The sequence below is a fragment of the Streptosporangium sp. NPDC002524 genome, from assembly GCF_040295985.1.
Classification (GTDB): Bacteria; Actinomycetota; Actinomycetes; order Streptosporangiales; family Streptosporangiaceae; genus Streptosporangium.
Map to the genome: position 1 here is coordinate 399,441 of NZ_JBEOWK010000007.1, position 17,557 is coordinate 416,997.

The window sequence follows — 17,557 nt, forward strand, 5'->3', positions numbered from 1 at the left end:
CGTCTCGGCGCCGAAGGACATCAACGAGACCGTCGGCACCGCCCCGGTGGCGGGCTACGAGGGCGTCACGGCCTTCGTCCAGTGCTCGGGGCGGTGCCTGCCCGGTCAGCCTGGTCGAACGCCGTCGCGTTCTGCCCTTGTCGGAGCGGCGTCGGCCGACCGATCGGTGGCCGGGTAGGGTTCGCCCGCGGGTTTTCCGGTGCCGTTGGGGGTGGGGCGTTGCCAGGGGTCGCCGGGGGCGCCGATCGCGAGGTGGTGTTCGTAGGCGGCGACCTTGAGGGTGATGAGGTCGAGGCAGGCGTGGAGCTGGGTCAGCTGTTCGGCTATGTGGTGCTGGTGGGTGCGTAGGAGCTCCAGGCGCTCCGCCTCGTTGCCGGTGCCGTCGCGGACGAGCCGGGCGAGGCGGCCGATGGTGGCGAGGGGCATGCCGGAGGCGCGGAACTTGGCGAGGTTGGCGAGCCACTCGATGTCCCACCCGCTGTAGACCCGTCGGCCGCTCCGGTCGCGTCGCACCTCGCCGGCAAGCAGCCCCTCGCGTTCGTACATGCGCAGGGTGTGCACGCTGAACCCGGTGCGATGCGCCACCTCGCCGATGGTCAGGTCCTCGTCCGCCTTCATCGTGGCGATATTAGCCGGTTGACCTAGACCTCGGTCTAGCATCTAGCGTTCGCGGCATGATCAGCCATGACGACAGAAGCCGTAACGCATTGGGTGCGGACAGCACCGCCGCCGACGTGCTCGCCGGGGTCGACCTGACCGGCAGGACCGCGGTGGTCACGGGCGGCTATTCCGGTCTGGGGCTAGCGTCCGCCCGCGCGCTCGCCGAGGCCGGGGCGCACGTGGTCGTCCCGGCCCGGCGGCCCGAGCGGGCGCGGCGAGCGCTCGCCGGTGTGGAGCGGGTCGAGGTGGACGAGCTCGACCTCGCCGACCTCGCGTCCGTCCGCGACTTCGCCGAACGGTTCCGGGACGGTCACGCCACGCTCGACGTTCTCATCGCCAACGCCGGGATCATGGCCTGTCCCGAGACGCGGGTGGGGCCTGGCTGGGAGGCGCAGTTCGCGACCAACCACCTCGGTCACCACGCGCTGACGAACCTGCTGTGGCCCGCCCTCACGGCCGCGGGCACGGCCCGGGTCGTCTCGGTCGCCTCCGGGTACGACCCGTCGGCGCGCATCCGGTGGGATGACGTCCAGTTCACCGAGGGCTACGACAAGTGGGCCGCGTACGGGCAGTCCAAGCTCGCGAACGTCCTGTTCGCCCGCCACCTCGACCGGCTCGGCGGGCCGCACGGCGTCCGCGCTTTCTCGGTCGGTCCCGGCTATATCCTCACGCCTCTGCAACGACACCTCAAGACCGACGAGATGGTGGCCGCCGGCTGGATCGACACGGACGGCACCCCGGTGCCGGGGCTGTTCAGGACACCCGAGCAGGGCGCGGCGACCCAGGTCTGGGCGGCCACGTCACCACAGGCCGACGGGTACGGCGGCTACTACTGTGCCGACTGCCACGTCGTCGAGGACGGCTTGGCGGACGGCGGTGAGGCGGCCCGTCTCTGGGCGCTCTCCGCCGACCTGACCGGCCTGGATCTCATCCACTGAGACGGATCGGCGGCTCCGCGTACCGAGGCTGACTCACATCGCGGATCGCGTCCGGCCGCGGGGTGCGGAGTGCCGCGTGGAACTTCGTCGTGGAAGACGACGGGGGACCCCGGATCGATTTCCACGTCGTCCCGCGTTGCGGGTGACGGTCGTGGCCGGGCGCTCGTCAGAGGAACGGTGGCTCCAGAGTCAGGTCGGGCCTGCCCGACAGGCTTCCCGACCTGCTCCACTGCTCCAGCACGAGCGGCGAGAAAAGCCGCTCGTAGAGCAGCTCCGCGGTTCCCTGGACGCCGCCCGCCTCGCCGAGCGCGGCCCTGCGGACGAGCAGGTCGCGGCTGGCCAGCGGCAGGGCGCGGGCGTAGAGGCTCTTGCGGACCGACGACAGCAGCACGTCGCCGGAGTAGGACAGGCCGCCGCCGATGACCAGCTGGGAGGGGTTCAGCAGGCTGACGACGAAGGCGAGGACCTCGCCGATCTGGGCCCCGGCCAGCTGCAGGACCTCCAGCGCCTCGTTGTCGCCGTACTCGGCGGCGCGTGCCAGCGCGGCGGCGTTGAGCGGCCCGTTCTCCCGCATCGCCGTCAGTACGCCGCTGCGGCCGCTCTCGGCGATCTCCTCGGCCACCCGGGCGAGGGCGAATCCGCCGGCGACGGCCTCCAGGCAGCCGATGTTGCCGCACCGGCAGGGCAGCGTCTGGCCCGGCACCGGAAGATGGCCCACGTCACCGGCGCAGCCCCCGTCCCCGTGCTGGAGGACGCCGCCCATGATGATGCCCGAGCCGATCCCGCTGCCCAGCTTCACGTAGACCATGTTGCGGTGGCCCTTGCCGGCGCCGTAGCGGTACTCGCCGAGCGCGGTGGCGTTGGCGTCGTTGCCGAGCCAGGCGGCCAGGCCGAGCTTGTCGCCCAGCCAGTCGCGGATCGGGAACTGGTCCCAGCCGGGCATGATCGGCGGGGAGACCACGATCCCGCGATCGAGGTCCACCGGGCCGGGGACGGTGACGCCGACCGCCCACGGGCGGCCGCCGACCTCGTCCAGGACCCGCTGGCACAGTTCGACGCACGTTCCCAGCACGTCGTGCGGCCCGGCCGCGATGTCGATCGGCTGTGACCGGTCGTCGATGATGGCGCCCGACAGGTCGACGGCGGCCACGGTGACCCCGCTCGCGCCCAGCGCCACCGACAGGACGTAACCCGCCCGCCTGCGCAGCGATATCGCGCGTGCGCGCCGCCCTCCGGTGACGACCGAGCCCGAGCCGTCCTCCACCAGGTCCAGCTGGCGCAACTGCTCCAGCCTCTGGTCGACCTGGGCGCGGGTGAGGCCGGTGTGGGCCATCAGGTCCTGTCGCGTCAGCGGGCCGGCGCCTCGCAGCGCCCTGACGACATGCCCGGTGTCTCCACTACCCCGTTCCATCGCAGCCTTCCCCGTCAACTGCTTCGTCTGCCCCGTGTCACGAAGCTAGCCAGCATACTTTTTCCCGTCAACCCGTGACATTTGCCGGTGATCTACATAAGTGCTGGCGCTGAGCGAAAATGCTGAAGACGGCGAGGTGGCGAGGGGTGTGCTCGCGCCGGTCGAGCGGGCCGGGCCGCCCCTCGTACGTCCTCCGTTCCCCCCGCCGACCGGTCAATGGAGCTGGATGGACCGGTCCGACGCCCCCGGAGCCCGATTTCCGCTGCTCAGCGGCCATCTTTTTTGGTTCACCTGCAAAAGTTTGAGCTTCGCAGAGAGGTTGATGTCGGACAGACTCATACTTTCATTGACGAAGTGACGTTCCGGCGTTCACAATGACTGACGGTGCAGGACAAACGGCGGTGGCACGTCAAAAGCCCCCACTGCCGGATGCCGGCACCGGTGGCACGCTGAAGCCTCCCGGGTACTCCATTTTTCGTTGCGACGTCGGTCAGCGCACGCGTCTTCCCCCCGAACGGATATGTGTGAATACTTTCCACGCTCTCGATGACGACCAGGTCGAAGGCGGTGCCCTCGGGCGCAAGCTGGGACTGACCCGTCGGCAGTTGTTCGCGGCGACCACGGGCATGGCCGCCGCGGCGGCCGTCACCGCCCTGCCGGGCAGGGCCTACGCCTCCGCCTCGGCCTCCGCCCTGGGCGCCCCCCTGATCCGCGACAGCAAGCGCGGCATCATCCTCTACACCGTCCGCGACGCCATCTCCCGCGACCCCAACACGACGACCCTGCCGTCGGGGTTCAAGGAGGTGCTCAAGGCGCTCAGCGAGATCGGCTACGAGCGCATCGAGTTCGCCGGTTTCTCGCAGAACGCCAACGCCGAGGGCGGGGCGAACCTGGACAACGTCGCAGGGGCGACGCTGCTGCGCTCGTGGCTGGACGAGTACGGGCTGCGGGCCGAGGGCAACCACGGCTTCATCCCGGGGTCCTGGCCGCTGACCCAGGCCGATCTCGACCGGTTCAAGACGAGCCTGGAGATCGCCAACATCCTCGGCATGGACCACATCGGCACCGGCAACGACCCCACGGGCAGCAACTACAAGGCCGACTGGGACGTCGCCGCCGAGAAGTGGAACTTCCTCGGGGAGCTCGCCCGGAACTCCGGCTACGTCAAGCTGTACACCCACAACCACGACGCCGCCTACAACTTCCTCCTCGACAGCGGGCCGCTGGACGTCCAGGGCCGCCCGACGCGCTCCTCGGGGATCCGGAAGCTGGAGTACTTCCTGGGCATCACCGACCCCAAGTTCGTGAACCTGGAGATGGACATCTACTGGGCGCACGTCGCCCAGTACAAGCACCGGACCTACACCGCCCCCGACGGCTCCCTCCAGACGAACATCTTCAACCCGCTCGCGCTCGTCCAGGCGCAGGAGGGCCGGTACCCGCTGTTCCACGCCAAGGACGGGAAGCTCAACCCCGCGACCGCCAACGGCTACGACATGGTGCCCTTCGGCACGGGCGACATCGACTACACGACGTTCTTCCGTGGCCTGGTCAGCCAGCACCACTACCCGATGTACGAGCAGGACACCGCTCCGGGTGGCACGGCGAACCCGGCCCAGTCCCTGCAGTTCGCCCAGATCAGCTACAACAACCTGGCCGCTCTCACCACGGAGTGACCCGCCGGCGAACCCGGACTCCGGGCCCGCTTCCGAGCGGGCCCGGAATCCGCCCGGCCATCACACGGACCGGACACGGACCGGGCGGACCCGGCGTCCGCCCGGCCATCACGCGGACCGGCACGACACCGGCGGGCGTGGTGGCCGCGACGGGGCGATGCCCCGCTCAGGCGAGGCGGCCCGCGGCAGGCTGGACGTCCGCCGACAGGTCGGTGCGCAGGGCGAACGACACGAAGGCGGCCAGGGTGACGAGCGCGAGCCCGGTGGCGACGGCGAACACCGTCCGTACGTCCCACACCTCGGCCCCGGCACCGGCCAGCGCGGCACCGGCCGGGATGACGCCCCAGCTGATCACCCGCGACGCGGCGTAGACGCGGCCCAGCAGGTCGGGCGGTGTCAGGTTCTGCCGGAGGGTGGCCACGAGGATCCGCCAGACGCTCGAACCCGCACCGGCGATCACCATGCCCGCGGACACCACCCACGCGTTCGCGTTCAGGGCGACGGGCGCCACCAGCAGGACGGTGCCGACGGCGTCGGCGACGAGCAGGGTGGTCACCCCGAACCGGCGGCGCAGCGGCTCGACCACCGCCGACGCGAGCAGCCCGCCGACGGCCATCGCCGTCATCAGCAGGCCGTACTGGGCCGCGGTGAGACCGAGCGGGCCGGGGCTGACGGCGTGCACGACCAGCAGTGCCGTCGGGACCGCCCAGACCACGTTCATCGCGGCGGTGAAGAGGGTGAGCGTCCGCACCACCGGCTGCCGCCACAGGAAGCGGAACCCGGCGACCACCTCACCGCTCACGGCGGGCCGCGTTTCCGCGGGCGTGGGGCCGGGCGTCGTCATGGCGGGCTGTGTTTCCGCCGGTGTGCGGAGGGGGGCCATCACGGCGGGTCGTGTTTCCGCCCGCGTGGGGCGGAGCGTCATCACGGCGAGCCCGGCGACCGCCAGGACGTAGAGGACCGCGCCGGTGCCGGTGGCCAGGGCCAGGGTGAGACCGGCCAGCAGGCCCGCGAGGGGTGGTCCGGCCAGCTGGTTGGTGACGTTGATGGTCGCCTCGATCCGCGCGTTCGCCCTGTTGCGGCCGGCGGGCTCGACGAGCATGGGGACGGTCGAGGTCAGCGCCGTGTCGGCGAGCGTCTCCGCCACGCCGAGCAGCACCGCGGCGACCAGGATCACCGGGAGTGAGAGCGCGCCGGCGAGGTGACCGGCGGTGAGGCCGGCCAGCATCAGCGCCCGGACGAGGTTGACGCCGCCCAGCAGCAGCCGGCGGTCGACGCGGTCCACGATCCAGCCGGCGTGCAGCCCGAAGACCGGCCAGGCCAGCGTGAGCGCCGTCGTCACGGCCGCGACCCCGCCGGGTGAGGCGCCGGCCGCGAGGGCGAGCAACGGGAACGCGAACAGCACCATGCCGTCGCCCAGGTTGGCGGTGCCGGTGCCGAACCACAGCCCGTTGAACGACCGGCCCAGCGAGACGGGGAGGACGCGCATGCCATTCTCACCTTTCAACACCCTTTGAATGGTCATAGCGTGCTGGAGCCCGTCTTACCTGTCAAACGCATTTGATCGGTGAGACAATGGGTGGATGATCGACGTCGAACTGGTCGGCAACGCCCTGTGCCTGGACTTCGCCAACACGGTCAACAGCCGTCCGGTCGCCCGGCGCGACTGGCTGGCCACCCCTGACGAAGCGGTGACCTGGGCGCGCGCGGCCGGCCGCCCGATCGAGCGGCGGACGAGCCTCGCCGCCGCCCTGCCCGCTGCCCGCGACCTGCGCGAGACGGTGTTCCGGGTGTTCCGGCCGCTGACCGATGGGGACGACCCGCCGCGCGCCGATCTCGACGCCCTCACGACCGCGTACGCCGACGGCCTCGCCCACGCCCGGTTCGAGCACGACGACGGCCGCTTCCGCTTCGTGTGGCCCGCCCCGCGAACCGTCGAGACCCTGCTCGGGGAGGTCGCCGCCTCGGCCGTCGACCTGCTCGCCCGCGGGCCGCTGGAGCGGATCCACGCGTGCCCGTCGTGCCAGTGGCTGTTCCTCGACACCAGCAAGAACGGCCGCCGCAGGTGGTGCAGCATGGCCACCTGCGGCAGCCGCGACAAGGCGCGACGCCACTACGCGGCCCGTACGTCGTCCTGAGGCCTCCCGCGGCGCTTCCCGCACTCCCCGCAGCGCCCCCTGCGGCGCTCCCCGCCGCGCTCCGGCGCCGTACGACGGGCGCGTGGGTTGACCTCAACCGCGCTTGAGGCCGCAGGCTGGGCTGCGGCTTACACAAGCGTGGCGTACACACGCGAGGCGTACACGAGCGTGGCGTACACGAGTGAAGGGGAATCCCGTGAAGGCAGCTGCGTTTTTCGAGTTCGGCGGGCCCGAGGTGTTGCGGGTGACGGAGCTTCCGACGCCCGAGGCGGGCGAGGGGCAGGTGCGGGTGCGGATCAAGGCCGCGGGCGTGCAGCCGTTCGACCTGGCGATCCGGGCGGGGTGGACCCCCGAGGGGATCGACGGTGAGCTGCCGCGCGTGCCGGGCAACGAGTTCGCCGGGGTGGTCGACCAGGTGGGCGCGGGGGTGGACGGGACCGTGGACGGGATCTCCGCCGGTGCCGAGGTCCTGGGGTTCGACCTGCTGAACTCCTACGCCGAGTACGTGGTCGTGCCCGCGGAGAACGTCACCCCCAAGCCCGCGAACATGCCCTGGGACGTGGCGGGCGGTTTCACCGCGGGTACCCAGACCGCCCACATCGCGCTGCGGCAGCTCGGGGTGGGGGAGGGCGACACGGTCCTGGTCCACGCCGCCGCGGGCGCGGTCGGCACCGCGGCGGTCCAGCTCGCCCGGCTCTGGGGCGCGGCCACGGTGATCGGCACGGCCCGCGAGGAGAACCACGACTACCTGCGCGAGCTCGGCGCGATCCCCGTCACGTACGGCGAGGGCCTGCTGGAGCGGGTGCGCGCCCTCACCCCCGGCGGGGTGGACCTCGTCCTGGACGGCGCGGGCGGCGAGGCGCTGGAGGTCTCCCTGGAACTGGTGAAGGCCGAGCGCGTCCTGACGCTCGTCGAGCACGGCAAGGTCGCCGAGCTGGGGATACAGCGGACCCAGGGGGTGCGGCTGGCGTCCCGCCTCGCCGAGCTCGCCGCCCTGTACGCCGAGGGCGACCTCGTCTTCCCGGTGCGCCGGACCTACCCCCTGGAGCGGGCCGCGGACGCCCACCGCGAGGTCGCCACCGGGCACGGACGGGGCAAGGTCGTGCTGGTCATGGACTGATATGGCCGTATCGCTGGTCATATGACCGGAATTCTTAGTAAGGTTTCTTGTTAATAACGTGCTATCCGTCGGCTCGTTGGACAGTCCTGCCTCCCATTTATCGCTCCAGGAGGAGTCCACGTGCATCTGCGACACAAGCTGGCCACCGGTACCGCCGCCGCGATCAGCGTAGGGTCACTGTTCGCCCTGCTGCCGTCCACCGCGGCGGTCGCCCACGGGTCCATGTCGAACCCGCCCAGCCGGGCGTACGTCTGCAAGAACGAAGGCCCGGAGACCCCCAAGTCGGAGGCGTGCAAGGCCGCCGTCGCGGCGGGGGGCACCCAGGCGTTCTACGACTGGCACGAGGTGTCCCGGCTGGAGGCCGGCGGCAACCACCGCCAGATCATCCCCGACGGCCAGCTGTGCGGTGCCGGGCGTGACAAGTATCGCGGCCTCAACCTCGCCAGGACCGACTGGCCCGCCACCTCGGTCTCCCCGGGGCCGCTCACGGTCACCTACCACGCGACCGCGCCCCACGCGAACAGCAACTTCGAGTTCTACATCACCAAGCAGAGCTGGAACCCCAGCCAGCCGCTGCGCTGGTCGGACCTGGAGCACATCAGGACGTTCAACAACCAGAACCCCACCCAGTTCACCAACTGGACGATCAACCTCCCGCAGCGGAGCGGCCGCCAGCTCATCTTCTCGATCTGGCAGCGCATCGTGGGCAGCACGGAGGCCTTCTACACCTGTTCCGACGTGAACTTCGGCGGTGGCAACCCCAACCCCCAGCCGACCCCCACCCCGACGGTGACTCCGACGGTGAGGCCCACCCCGACCCCGACGCCGACCCCGACGCCGACGTCCCAGCCGGGCGGCACCTGGCGGGCGGGCACCGCCTACGCGGTGGGCGCCACGGTGACCTACGGCGGCGCGACCTACCAGTGCCTGCAGGCGCACACCGCGCTGGCCGGCTGGGAGCCGCCGAACGTCGCGGCCCTGTGGCGACGTCTCTGACCCGGTGAGATCCGGCCGGGGTGGCCGCCGCCACCCCGGCCGGGCCCCTGGTCTCCCGAGAACCTTCCGAGAACCTTCCGAGAACCTTCCGGGAAGCTCCCGAGAACCTCCTGAGAATCGAGGAGTTCGTCATGAAGCGTGCGGTTCCGGTGGTCCCGGCGGTCGCCCTGGGAATCCTCCTGCTCTCCGGCTGCGGTGCCGACAGCATCCAGGAACTCCGCGGGGGTCCGGCCGGTCACGGGGCGCACAGTGCCTCCGATGCCTCCGGTGCCCCCGTCCAGGCGACGTCGCCGTCCGCCTCCGCCCGGAGCACCGATCACGGCGCGCACGGCGCCTCGGGACAGGCTCCGGAAGAGGGCTCGGGGCAGGGCGGCCACGGTTCCGACCACTCGGCGCACGGCGCCGGCGCGGGACTGCCCACCCCCTCGCCCGCTCCGCCGATGGGGACCGCAGCGGGAGTCGCCTTCAACCCCCCCGACGTGATGTTCCTGCAGATGATGGTGCCCCACAACACCCAGGGGGTACGGCTGGTGCGGCTCGTGCGCGAGCGGCCGGTCCGCCCCGAGGTCAAGGAACTCGCCGAGGCGATCGGCGTGACCCAGGAACGCGAGTCCGTGGCGATGTCCGCCCTGCTGAACGCCTGGGGACAGCCCGCGACCGCGAAGGACGACGAGCACGCCGCCCACGGCGGGATGCCGGGGGTGAGCGAGGAGGAGATGGCCGCGCTGACCGCCGCCCCGCCGGCCGAGTTCGAGCGGAGGTTCCTCGACATGCTGATCGCCCAGCAGGACGACGCCACCCAGATGGCCAAGGTGGAGGTCGCGACCGGGCTGCACCCCGAGGTCACGAAGATGGCGAAGCGCGTCGACGTCTCACGTGCGGCGCAGATCGCGCAGATGCTGGCCCTGCGCGGCCAGTAAGGAGCCGGTGCCGGGCCCACACGGACCGGCGCGGGCCCCCGCGTACCGGTGCGGGCGTGGGGACCGGCGCGGACCCACGCGGATTGGTGCGTACCTGCGGGGATCGGCGCGGACCCACGTGGACCGGTGCCGGACCTGCGCGTACCGATGCCGGGTCCACGTGGACCGGTGCCGGGCCCGTGCGGACCGGTGTCTGACCCACGTGGACCTGCGGGGACCGGTGCGGACCTGCGGGGACCAGTGAAGATTTGTCCTTACACTCCCTTATGTGAGATATATTTCCTACTTGATATAAGGGGAATTAAGGGAGAGTCATGCGCAAGATCTTTGGGGTCGTGGCCGGTTTGATCCTGGCCGGAACCCTGGCCGCGTGCGGGGGGACGTCCACCGACACGGCCCAGCCCGGCGCCGCCGACACGCCGAAGGCCGACGCCCCGCTCAAGGTCGGGGTGAACCCCGTGCCCCACGGCGAGGTGCTCAAGTACGTCAAGGACAACCTCGCCGCCAAGGCCGGGCTGAACCTGGAGATCGTCGAGTTCACCGACTACGTCCAGCCCAACACCCAGCTCGACGAGGGCAACCTGGACGCGAACTACTTCCAGCACATCCCGTACCTGGAGGAGTTCTCCAAGGGCAAGGACATCAAGCTCAGCTGGGTCGTCCCGGTGCACATCGAGCCGCTCGGCCTGTACTCGAAGAAGATCAAGAACGTCTCCGAGCTCGCCCAGGGCGCCCAGGTGGCGCTGCCCAACGACGCGAGCAACCTCGGCCGCTCGCTCAAGCTCCTCGCCGACAACGGCGTGATCACCCTCAAGGAGGGCGTCGGCGTCAAGGCCACCGAGCGCGACGTCGCGGACAACCCCAAGGCACTGGAGTTCAAGCCCCTTGAGGCGGCCCAGCTGCCCCGCTCCCTGGAGGACGTGGACGCCGCGATCGTCAACGGCAACTACGCCCTGGAGGCCGGGCTGCAGCCCGCGACCGACTCCCTGATCCTGGAGAAGGGCGAGGGCAACCCGTACGCCAACGGCCTGGTCACCGTCCCGGCCAAGGTGGAGGACCCGCGCGTGAAGAAGCTCGCCGAGATCCTCACCGGCCCCGAGGTGAAGAAGTTCATCGAGGACACCTACAAGGGCGCGGTCCTGCCCGCCGAGTGACTCGCCCGGCGGCCCGTACGAGCCCGTATGACGCTCGGACGGCGGCCCGGTCGAGCCCCGTACGACGGCCCGGTCGAGCCCGTGCGAGGGCTCGTCCGACGCCTGTACGACGCTCGTCCGGCGCCCGTACGACGGCCCGCCCGGTGATCCGTCCGTGACGCCCCGGCCGCGTCCCCCGCACGTCTCGCGGAGGGCGCGGCCGACGGCTTTTCCGGGGCCGGCGGGCCTGTGACGACGCACGGGAGGCCGTGGTCCGCATCTACGTCCGCCGGGTGACGTTTGAGATCCGCACGGGGGATAGATGGGGGTGCGTTGGCTCGAAGGAGGAGATCCCATGACCATCGCAGGCGGCATCGTTCTCATTATGCTCGGCGCCATTCTCACGTGGGCGGTCGAATTCGACATCGCCGGATTCGACATCAACATCGTCGGTGTCATCCTGATGATCGGCGGTCTCGCGTGGCTCCTGTTCGCCGTGTACCGGCTCAGCCTCGCCCGCCGGGCGGTGGTGCCGGACTCCACGGCCACCACGGTGATCGAGGACCCGGTCACCCAGCGCCGCACCTACCAGGAGCGCCGCTACAACGACCCCCCGGCGGTGTGATCGCGCGGACCTCTCCCGCAGGAGAGCAGCGATCTCGACGGGTACCGCCCGCCGCCCCGGATCCGTTAGGAACCGGTCCTCGCGGGTAGGCGTGCCGTTTCAGTGAACGCGAACGGAGGGCAGGACGTGAGCAGAGTCGTATCCCGCGGCGCGAGCGCCGTGAGCGGAATGCTCGGTGGCGCGATCGCCGGTGTCATCTTCAAGCAGGTCTGGAAGATCGCGTCGGGCAAGGACGACGCGCCCCAGGCGACGTCGGACGAGTACGGCTGGGGAGAGATCCTCGTGGCGTCGGCCATCCAGGGCGCGATCTTCGGCGTGGTCAAGGCCGCGATCGACCGTTCCGCGGCCAGGAGCATCCACAGAGCCACCGGAAAGTGACCCCGCGAGGCCGCCGCCGTCACCGGTGAGCGGCCTCGCGCCGAAGGCCCCCGATCCCGTTCACGGGACGGGGGCCTTCGCGCGTCCGGGGCCGTCCAGGGGTACGGGTCCCGGAACCTCCGCGGTCCCGGAAGCCGTGCCGGAGCGCGGGTTCCCAAGACCTTGGAACGGCTTTCGGGGCAGCGGGTCTCCCGTCCGACGGTTTCCGGGGCAGCGGGTCTCCCGCCCGACGGCTTCCGGGAGAGCGGGTCTCCCGTCCGACGGTTTCCGGGGAAGCGGGTCTCCCGCCCGACGGCTTCCGAGGGAGCGGGTCTCCGGCCCAACGGCTTTCGGGGAGCGGGTCTCCCGCCCCGGAGGCCCGGGGCGGGAGAAAGGGAGCCGTCAGGCGGCTCCGGGACAGGGCTGGGCGTCGGCCGCCCGCCGCGCCGGGACGCGGGAGGAGAGCACCTCCGCGTACACGGCGGACGTCTGGGCGGCGATCCGGTGCCAGTCGTAGCGGGAGCGCGCCCGCGCGGCGGCCGCCGCCCCGTACGCCGCCAGCAGGGACGGCGCGGAGAGCAACCGGCGCAGCGCGCCGCCCAGCGCGTGCGGCTCGCGCGGCGGGACGAGCAGGCCGGTGACCTCGGGGACGACGGTGTCCAGATGCCCGCCCACCGCGGACGCCACCACCGGCACCCCGCAGGCCATGGCCTCCAGGGGCACGATGCCGAACGGTTCGTACCAGGGCATGCTGACCACGACGTCCGCCGAGCGCATCAGGGTGGGGACGCCCTCCCTGTCCACCCGCCCGAGGAACCTGACGCGGTCCGCCACACCGCACCTGGCGGCCACGCGCGAGAGCCGGCCCGCCTCCGGGTCGTCCAGGTCGCCCCCGGCGACGACCAGGGTGGCGCCGGGAATGCGGGAGAGGGCGTGGATCGTGGTGTCCACGCCCTTGCGGCGGACGGGACGGCCGATGGCGAGCAGGACGGGCCCCGGGCCGAGGTCCCTCTTCGGGCCGGAGGGGGTGAAGGAGCGCACGTCGACGCCGCAGGGGACGACCCTCGTCCGGCTCCGCGGAACCCGCATCCTGCGCAGTTCCGCCACCTCGTCGGCGCAGGTCGCCACGACCGCGTCCACCTGGGAGGCGACCATCGCCTCGATCCTGAGGCGCTCGGGCGGGCTGGAGTCGGCCGGGCCCTGGTGGCGGCGCTTGACCGTGCCGAGGGCGTGGAAGGTGTGCACGATGGGGACGGCGGCGTCCCTCGCGGCGGCCAGGGCGGCCAGGCCGCTCATCCAGAAGTGGCTGTGGACCATGTCGGGCGGCGCGTCGCGCCACCGCCTGGCGAGCCACCGGCCGAAGTCGGGGATCCAGGGGAGCAGGTCGTCCTTGCAGAGGGTCATGGCGGGTCCGGCGGGGACGTGGACCACGGTGACGCCGGGGGCGAAAGGGGTCTCCTCAGGCTGTGAGGGGCATTCCCTGCGGGTGTAGACGGTCACCTCGTGCCCGCGCGCGGCGAGCGCGAGGGAGAGTGCGGCGACGTGGACGTTCTGGCCCCCGGCGTCGGCTCCGCCGACGGTGGCGAGGGGACTCGCATGCTCTGACACCATTGCGATCTTCATGGACACGTCTCCACCGGGCGTACGGGGCAGGCGTGCCTGCGTCCTGGGCATACCGGCCTACCCTGCCCTGGCAGGGATCTTTAAACGTGTTTGACCTTGGGATTCACGGGAAGGCGAGCAGTTTTGGACGGAAAGGAGTTCGGCGATGGAGGCTCCCCAGTACGTCGCGGCGCGCGTGCAACGCGCGCTCGCCGAGGACGAGAGAACCACGGAACTCGGCATCCGGGTCGACATCCGGGGTGATCAGCTCTACCTGCGCGGCCAGGTCGTCAGCACCGACCGCAGCGAGCTGATCGCCGAAGTCGCAGGCGAGGCGGCCCCCGGGCTGGACGTCCACAACGAGATAGACATCGTGGACGTACGGGACCCGGTGGGGGAGGAGAGGCTGTGAAAGACGTGCGGATCGCGGCGGTCGGGGACGTACACCTGGACGAGAGCCGCCGGGGGAGCTATCGCGGGCACCTCCACGACATCGGGGAGAAGGCCGACGTCCTGCTGCTCGCCGGGGACCTCACCCGGCACGGCACCATGGAGGAGGCGCGGGTGGTGGCGGACGAGTTCCGCGACCTGCCGATCCCGGTGGTGGCCGTGCTCGGCAACCACGACCACCACTCCGACCAGCCCGCCGAGATCGCCGCCCTGCTGCGCGACACCGGGATCGAGGTCCTGCACGACGACGCGACGGTGCTCGACGTCGACGAGGTGCGGCTCGGGGTGGTCGGCGGCAAGGGCTTCGGCGGGGGGTACGCGGGCAAGTGCGCCAGCGACTTCGGCGAGCCGGAGATCAAGGCGTTCGTCGGGCACACCAAGCGGATCGCCGACCGCTGGCGGGTGGCGCTGAAGGAGCTGCAGGCCGACCGCACGGTCGTGCTCTCCCACTACTCGCCGGTCAAGGACACCCTCGCCGGGGAGCCGCTGGAGATCTATCCCTTCCTGGGCAGCTACCTGCTGGCCGAGGCGGTCGACGCCGAGGGCGCCGACCTGATCATCCACGGTCACGCCCACGCCGGTACGGAGAAGGGCGTCACGCCGGGCGGCATCCGGGTGCGCAACGTGGCGCTGCCGGTGCTGGGCCGGGCGTACGGCGTGTATCTGCTCTGACGGATCCTCTGACGGTCCTCTGATACGCGGCCTCGCGACGCGCCGGATGACGTGCCGGATCCGCGCGCCGGATCCGGCACGTGAATCCGGTACGTGAATCCGGTACGTGAATCCGACGCGCGGCTCTGACGGGCGGGTCCGGTAGGCGGGTCCGGTGGGCGAATCCGACGGCGGGAGTCCGGTGACACGGAGTCCCGCCCGAGGAGGGACCGCGGCCGGTCTCGTACACCCCTCCTACACGCCTCTTACCGGCCTCGTACGCGTCCCGAACCTCCTCGAACCGGCCTGGGACGTGGGCCCGAAGCCGCCTCGGACAGGCCCCGGACATGAAGAAGCGGGCCGGGGGATACCCGGCCCGCGAGGCTTCTGTGGGAGTTCGGGGCGCTTACGTGCTTCTTACGTTTTTTGCGATTCTTCGCGAGCGTGGGGCTCGCGCCGAAGATGTGCCGGCCCTGTCAGGCCCGCACCGGACGGCGTACGGACATCAGGCCGTACGGAACTGTGTGCGGGTCGTGTGGCCCGCACCTGGGCGGTGTGCGAGCGCTGGGCTCGCACCGATCATGTGCTGCGGCGAGCGCGAGGCTCGCGTCACACATTGAAGATGCTCACACCCCCGGGGCCCACGAGGAAGCCGAGGACGATCAGGACGATCCCCCAGAGCAGGTCGCGACGGGCCAGGATGACGTAGATCCCGGAGATGACGAGGACGACTGCGATGATCCAAAGCAAGGTAGCCATAACCGGCCTCTGCCCTCACAATTCACTACTTAACATCTTCATCATCCTTGGTTCTGTACAGATCAACGATCGGCTGGACGAACCACAGCCAGGCGCTCAGCAGGGCCACGACCGCGGCGAACACCGCCGCGGGCCAGGCGTTGAGCACCGTTTCCGCGACGAGCGCGACCGAACTCGTCATCGCGACCGCCAGTCCGGCGAGCCCCGCGATCCCGAGCGTGTTGGAGCGGTGGAGCATCTTCTCCTTCAGCCCGGTCCTGAACAGCAGGCGGTGCTGGGCGGCGGGGGTGATGAAGCAGATGGACGCGACGCCCGCGCTCAGCAGTGCGATGAAGAACAGCCAGTGCCCCAGGGTGTCGACCTTGTTGAACCCCGCCGCGAACGGCAGGGTGAACAGGAAGGCGAACAGCACCTGCACGCCGGTGACCGCGACGCGCAACCCCTGTAACAACTCACCGAGCTCGCGGTCAACGCGTTCCTTGCGTGTCTCTCCAGGCTCGGGATGTTCTTTTTGTACGTGTTCAGGCTGAATCATGCGCTCCGTTTACCCAAGGAAAGGTTTGGCATGCCTACCTGGGAAGCTACGGGGTACGCGTGGGCTATGGGAAGCCACAGTCACGAGGTCACCGACGCGATTCTTGAAACGCTGAAGCGAGCGAGCAGTGGGCTGAAGGACGCGGACGTCAGATTCGCGCTCGCCGGAGGCTGTGCCGCCTACGCGCGCGGAGCCGCCCCCTCGCTCCACGACGTCGACTTCGTCCTCCCCCAGGAGGACGTGCCGCTCGCGCTGGAGGCGCTGGGCAAGCTGGGGTTCGAGACGTCCAGGCAGCCGCCGGAGGACTGGCTGGTCAAGGCCTTCGACGAGGGACGGCTGGTGGATCTGATCTTCTCGATCTGCGACCACCCGGTCACCCCCGAGCTGCTGAAGCGGGCGGAGCCGATGAAGGCCTCGGCGGTGATCCTGCCCGTCCTGGAGGCCACCGACCTGGTCATCTCGTGGTTGCTTCCGCTCTCCGAGCACAGCTGCGACTACGGCTCCCTGCTGCCGCAGGTCCGCGCCCTGCGCGAGCAGGTCGACTGGGACCGCGTCGCCGCCGTCGTCCAGGACTCCCCCTACGCCTCCACCTTTCTCATCCTCCTCCAGCGCCTTGACGTCATCCCCGGCCCCATCGACCCCTCGGGCGACCCGACCTGGCCGTGAGCCACCGTCGTCCCGCGAACGCGGAGGGGCCCCGCCATCCTTTCGGCGGGGCCCCTCTCGTCGTCTCGCCCGGTGTCCCGGGCCCGAAGTCTTGAAGTCTTCGAGCCTGAAGATCCCGGGCTCGAAGGTGCCGGGCCCGGAGCCTCCAGGCCTGGAGGCTCCGTACCTGGAGCTTTCCGGTCAGAAGGTGCCGGGGCCGCCGCCGAAGGGGAAGCGGCCGTAGTACTCGCCGACGCGGTCGCGGTACCCGGGCTCCTTGAAATTCGTCTCGTCGAACTCGGGGGCGTCCTTGATCTCCTGCTTGGTGCGCGCGACGTAGACCTTCTTCTCCTGCGGGTCGATCTGCGTCACCGTGCTCGCCGGCAGGAGGACCTTCTTGCCGAAGATCCACGGGCCCGTGTCGACGACGAGGTAGCTCTCGCCGACCTCGTAGGTCGCCTCGTCGATGGAGCCGATCTTCCCGTCGGTGGCCTCGACGTGGTACCCGGCGACGTCGAGCGTCCTGTCCTGGTCGTACACGTCGGCTCGATAGTTCCAGAGCTCAGGTTGCATGGTCGAACATCTCCCTTGACTTGATACTCCGGGCTCCGATCACGTACCCGAGCGAGGAGCCCTAAACGGCATTTCCCCAAGTCAACGGCGATGGAACACCGCCCGCCCGCCTTCGTTTCCCCAGGTCGTCGCGGGGTTTCACCCGCCCCGCCGGGGCGGGCCTCACCGTCAGGTGATCTTTAGCGCCATATATCCGCTCATGTACGGACCACGGTTCCGGGTCCGGTAAGCTTGTCGAAGTCAAGCGCCGCTAGCTCAGTTGGTTAGAGCAGCTGACTCTTAATCAGCGGGTCCGGGGTTCGAGTCCCTGGCGGCGCACCATGACCGCAGGTCTCCGACCTGCGGTTTTTTGGCTTCCGGACCCCTTT

General features: G+C 70.5%; 19 protein-coding genes and 1 tRNA gene. 13 read left to right on the forward strand and 7 right to left on the reverse strand.

Annotated features, from left to right (window positions below):
- Positions 1 to 105: 105 nt before the first annotated feature.
- Positions 106 to 618, reverse strand: coding sequence for a MerR family transcriptional regulator (locus ABT053_RS15270; protein WP_350969613.1), 513 nt, complete (start codon positions 616 to 618; stop codon positions 106 to 108).
- A 56-nt stretch (positions 619 to 674) separates the two neighbouring features.
- Here ABT053_RS15270 and ABT053_RS15275 point away from each other — a divergent pair, with 56 nt between their 5' ends.
- A complete protein-coding gene (locus tag ABT053_RS15275; RefSeq protein ID WP_350969614.1) occupies positions 675 to 1,598 on the forward strand; it encodes an oxidoreductase in 924 nt (307 codons plus the stop codon).
- Positions 1,599 to 1,764: 166 nt separating this feature from the next.
- On the opposite strand, the gene ABT053_RS15280 is transcribed toward ABT053_RS15275, so the two are convergent.
- Positions 1,765 to 3,009, reverse strand: coding sequence for an ROK family transcriptional regulator (locus ABT053_RS15280; protein WP_350969615.1), 1,245 nt, complete (start codon positions 3,007 to 3,009; stop codon positions 1,765 to 1,767).
- Between the two features lie 524 nt (positions 3,010 to 3,533).
- Between ABT053_RS15280 and ABT053_RS15285 the strand changes: the two genes are divergently transcribed.
- Positions 3,534 to 4,685 carry a sugar phosphate isomerase/epimerase family protein gene (locus ABT053_RS15285; RefSeq protein WP_350969616.1) on the forward strand — a complete coding sequence of 384 codons (1,152 nt, stop codon included), beginning with the start codon at positions 3,534 to 3,536 and terminating at the stop codon, positions 4,683 to 4,685.
- 166 nt (positions 4,686 to 4,851) lie between these two features.
- On the opposite strand, the gene ABT053_RS15290 is transcribed toward ABT053_RS15285, so the two are convergent.
- Positions 4,852 to 6,174 (reverse strand): MFS transporter, encoded by a 1,323-nt coding sequence (locus ABT053_RS15290; RefSeq protein WP_350969617.1) that lies wholly within the window; start codon positions 6,172 to 6,174, stop codon positions 4,852 to 4,854.
- 94 nt (positions 6,175 to 6,268) lie between these two features.
- Between ABT053_RS15290 and ABT053_RS15295 the strand changes: the two genes are divergently transcribed.
- From ABT053_RS15295 to ABT053_RS15325, 7 genes are all read left to right on the forward strand, one after another.
- The gene (locus ABT053_RS15295) at positions 6,269 to 6,823 is read left to right on the forward strand and encodes a CGNR zinc finger domain-containing protein (protein ID WP_350969618.1); all 555 of its coding nucleotides are present in this window, start codon (positions 6,269 to 6,271) and stop codon (positions 6,821 to 6,823) included.
- Positions 6,824 to 7,067: 244 nt separating this feature from the next.
- The gene (locus ABT053_RS15300) at positions 7,068 to 7,943 is read left to right on the forward strand and encodes an NADP-dependent oxidoreductase (RefSeq protein WP_502991766.1); all 876 of its coding nucleotides are present in this window, start codon (positions 7,068 to 7,070) and stop codon (positions 7,941 to 7,943) included.
- Between the two features lie 120 nt (positions 7,944 to 8,063).
- On the forward strand, positions 8,064 to 8,939 hold the full coding sequence (locus tag ABT053_RS15305; protein WP_350969620.1) for a lytic polysaccharide monooxygenase auxiliary activity family 9 protein: 876 nt from the start codon (positions 8,064 to 8,066) through the stop codon (positions 8,937 to 8,939).
- A gap of 131 nt (positions 8,940 to 9,070) precedes the next feature.
- Positions 9,071 to 9,859 carry a DUF305 domain-containing protein gene (locus tag ABT053_RS15310; protein ID WP_350969621.1) on the forward strand — a complete coding sequence of 263 codons (789 nt, stop codon included), beginning with the start codon at positions 9,071 to 9,073 and terminating at the stop codon, positions 9,857 to 9,859.
- A gap of 314 nt (positions 9,860 to 10,173) precedes the next feature.
- Positions 10,174 to 11,013, forward strand: a complete 840-nt coding sequence (locus tag ABT053_RS15315) for a MetQ/NlpA family ABC transporter substrate-binding protein (RefSeq protein ID WP_350969622.1) — start codon at positions 10,174 to 10,176, stop codon at positions 11,011 to 11,013.
- A gap of 334 nt (positions 11,014 to 11,347) precedes the next feature.
- Positions 11,348 to 11,617: a DUF6458 family protein gene (locus ABT053_RS15320; RefSeq protein WP_350969623.1), complete on the forward strand. Its 270-nt coding sequence runs from the start codon at positions 11,348 to 11,350 to the stop codon at positions 11,615 to 11,617.
- 126 nt (positions 11,618 to 11,743) lie between these two features.
- Entirely contained in the window at positions 11,744 to 11,995 is a 252-nt protein-coding gene (locus tag ABT053_RS15325) for a DUF4235 domain-containing protein (protein ID WP_350969624.1), read from the forward strand.
- 381 nt (positions 11,996 to 12,376) lie between these two features.
- Here ABT053_RS15325 and ABT053_RS15330 read toward each other — a convergent pair whose 3' ends face one another.
- Entirely contained in the window at positions 12,377 to 13,597 is a 1,221-nt protein-coding gene (locus tag ABT053_RS15330) for a glycosyltransferase (protein WP_502991767.1), read from the reverse strand.
- A 145-nt stretch (positions 13,598 to 13,742) separates the two neighbouring features.
- On the opposite strand from ABT053_RS15330, the gene ABT053_RS15335 reads away from it, so the two are divergent.
- Together ABT053_RS15335 and ABT053_RS15340 are read left to right on the forward strand one after the other, a co-directional pair.
- Entirely contained in the window at positions 13,743 to 13,988 is a 246-nt protein-coding gene (locus ABT053_RS15335) for a BON domain-containing protein (RefSeq protein ID WP_350969626.1), read from the forward strand.
- Complete coding sequence (locus ABT053_RS15340) at positions 13,985 to 14,698, forward strand: metallophosphoesterase family protein (RefSeq protein WP_350969627.1); 714 nt, start codon at positions 13,985 to 13,987, stop codon at positions 14,696 to 14,698. The genes ABT053_RS15335 and ABT053_RS15340 overlap by 4 nt, the downstream gene beginning before the upstream one ends.
- A 588-nt stretch (positions 14,699 to 15,286) precedes the next feature.
- Here the strand turns inward: ABT053_RS15340 and ABT053_RS15345 are convergent.
- Entirely contained in the window at positions 15,287 to 15,436 is a 150-nt protein-coding gene (locus ABT053_RS15345; protein ID WP_184719841.1) for a GPGG-motif small membrane protein, read from the reverse strand.
- Between the two features lie 25 nt (positions 15,437 to 15,461).
- A complete protein-coding gene (locus ABT053_RS15350) occupies positions 15,462 to 15,971 on the reverse strand; it encodes a DUF6328 family protein (RefSeq protein WP_350969628.1) in 510 nt (169 codons plus the stop codon).
- Positions 15,972 to 16,037: 66 nt separating this feature from the next.
- On the opposite strand from ABT053_RS15350, the gene ABT053_RS15355 reads away from it, so the two are divergent.
- The gene (locus ABT053_RS15355; protein WP_350969629.1) at positions 16,038 to 16,637 is read left to right on the forward strand and encodes a nucleotidyltransferase family protein; all 600 of its coding nucleotides are present in this window, start codon (positions 16,038 to 16,040) and stop codon (positions 16,635 to 16,637) included.
- A gap of 180 nt (positions 16,638 to 16,817) precedes the next feature.
- On the opposite strand, the gene ABT053_RS15360 is transcribed toward ABT053_RS15355, so the two are convergent.
- Positions 16,818 to 17,189, reverse strand: coding sequence for a PRC-barrel domain containing protein (locus ABT053_RS15360; RefSeq protein ID WP_350969630.1), 372 nt, complete (start codon positions 17,187 to 17,189; stop codon positions 16,818 to 16,820).
- 244 nt (positions 17,190 to 17,433) lie between these two features.
- Here ABT053_RS15360 and ABT053_RS15365 point away from each other — a divergent pair.
- A tRNA-Lys gene (locus tag ABT053_RS15365) sits at positions 17,434 to 17,510 on the forward strand.
- Positions 17,511 to 17,557: the final 47 nt, after the last annotated feature.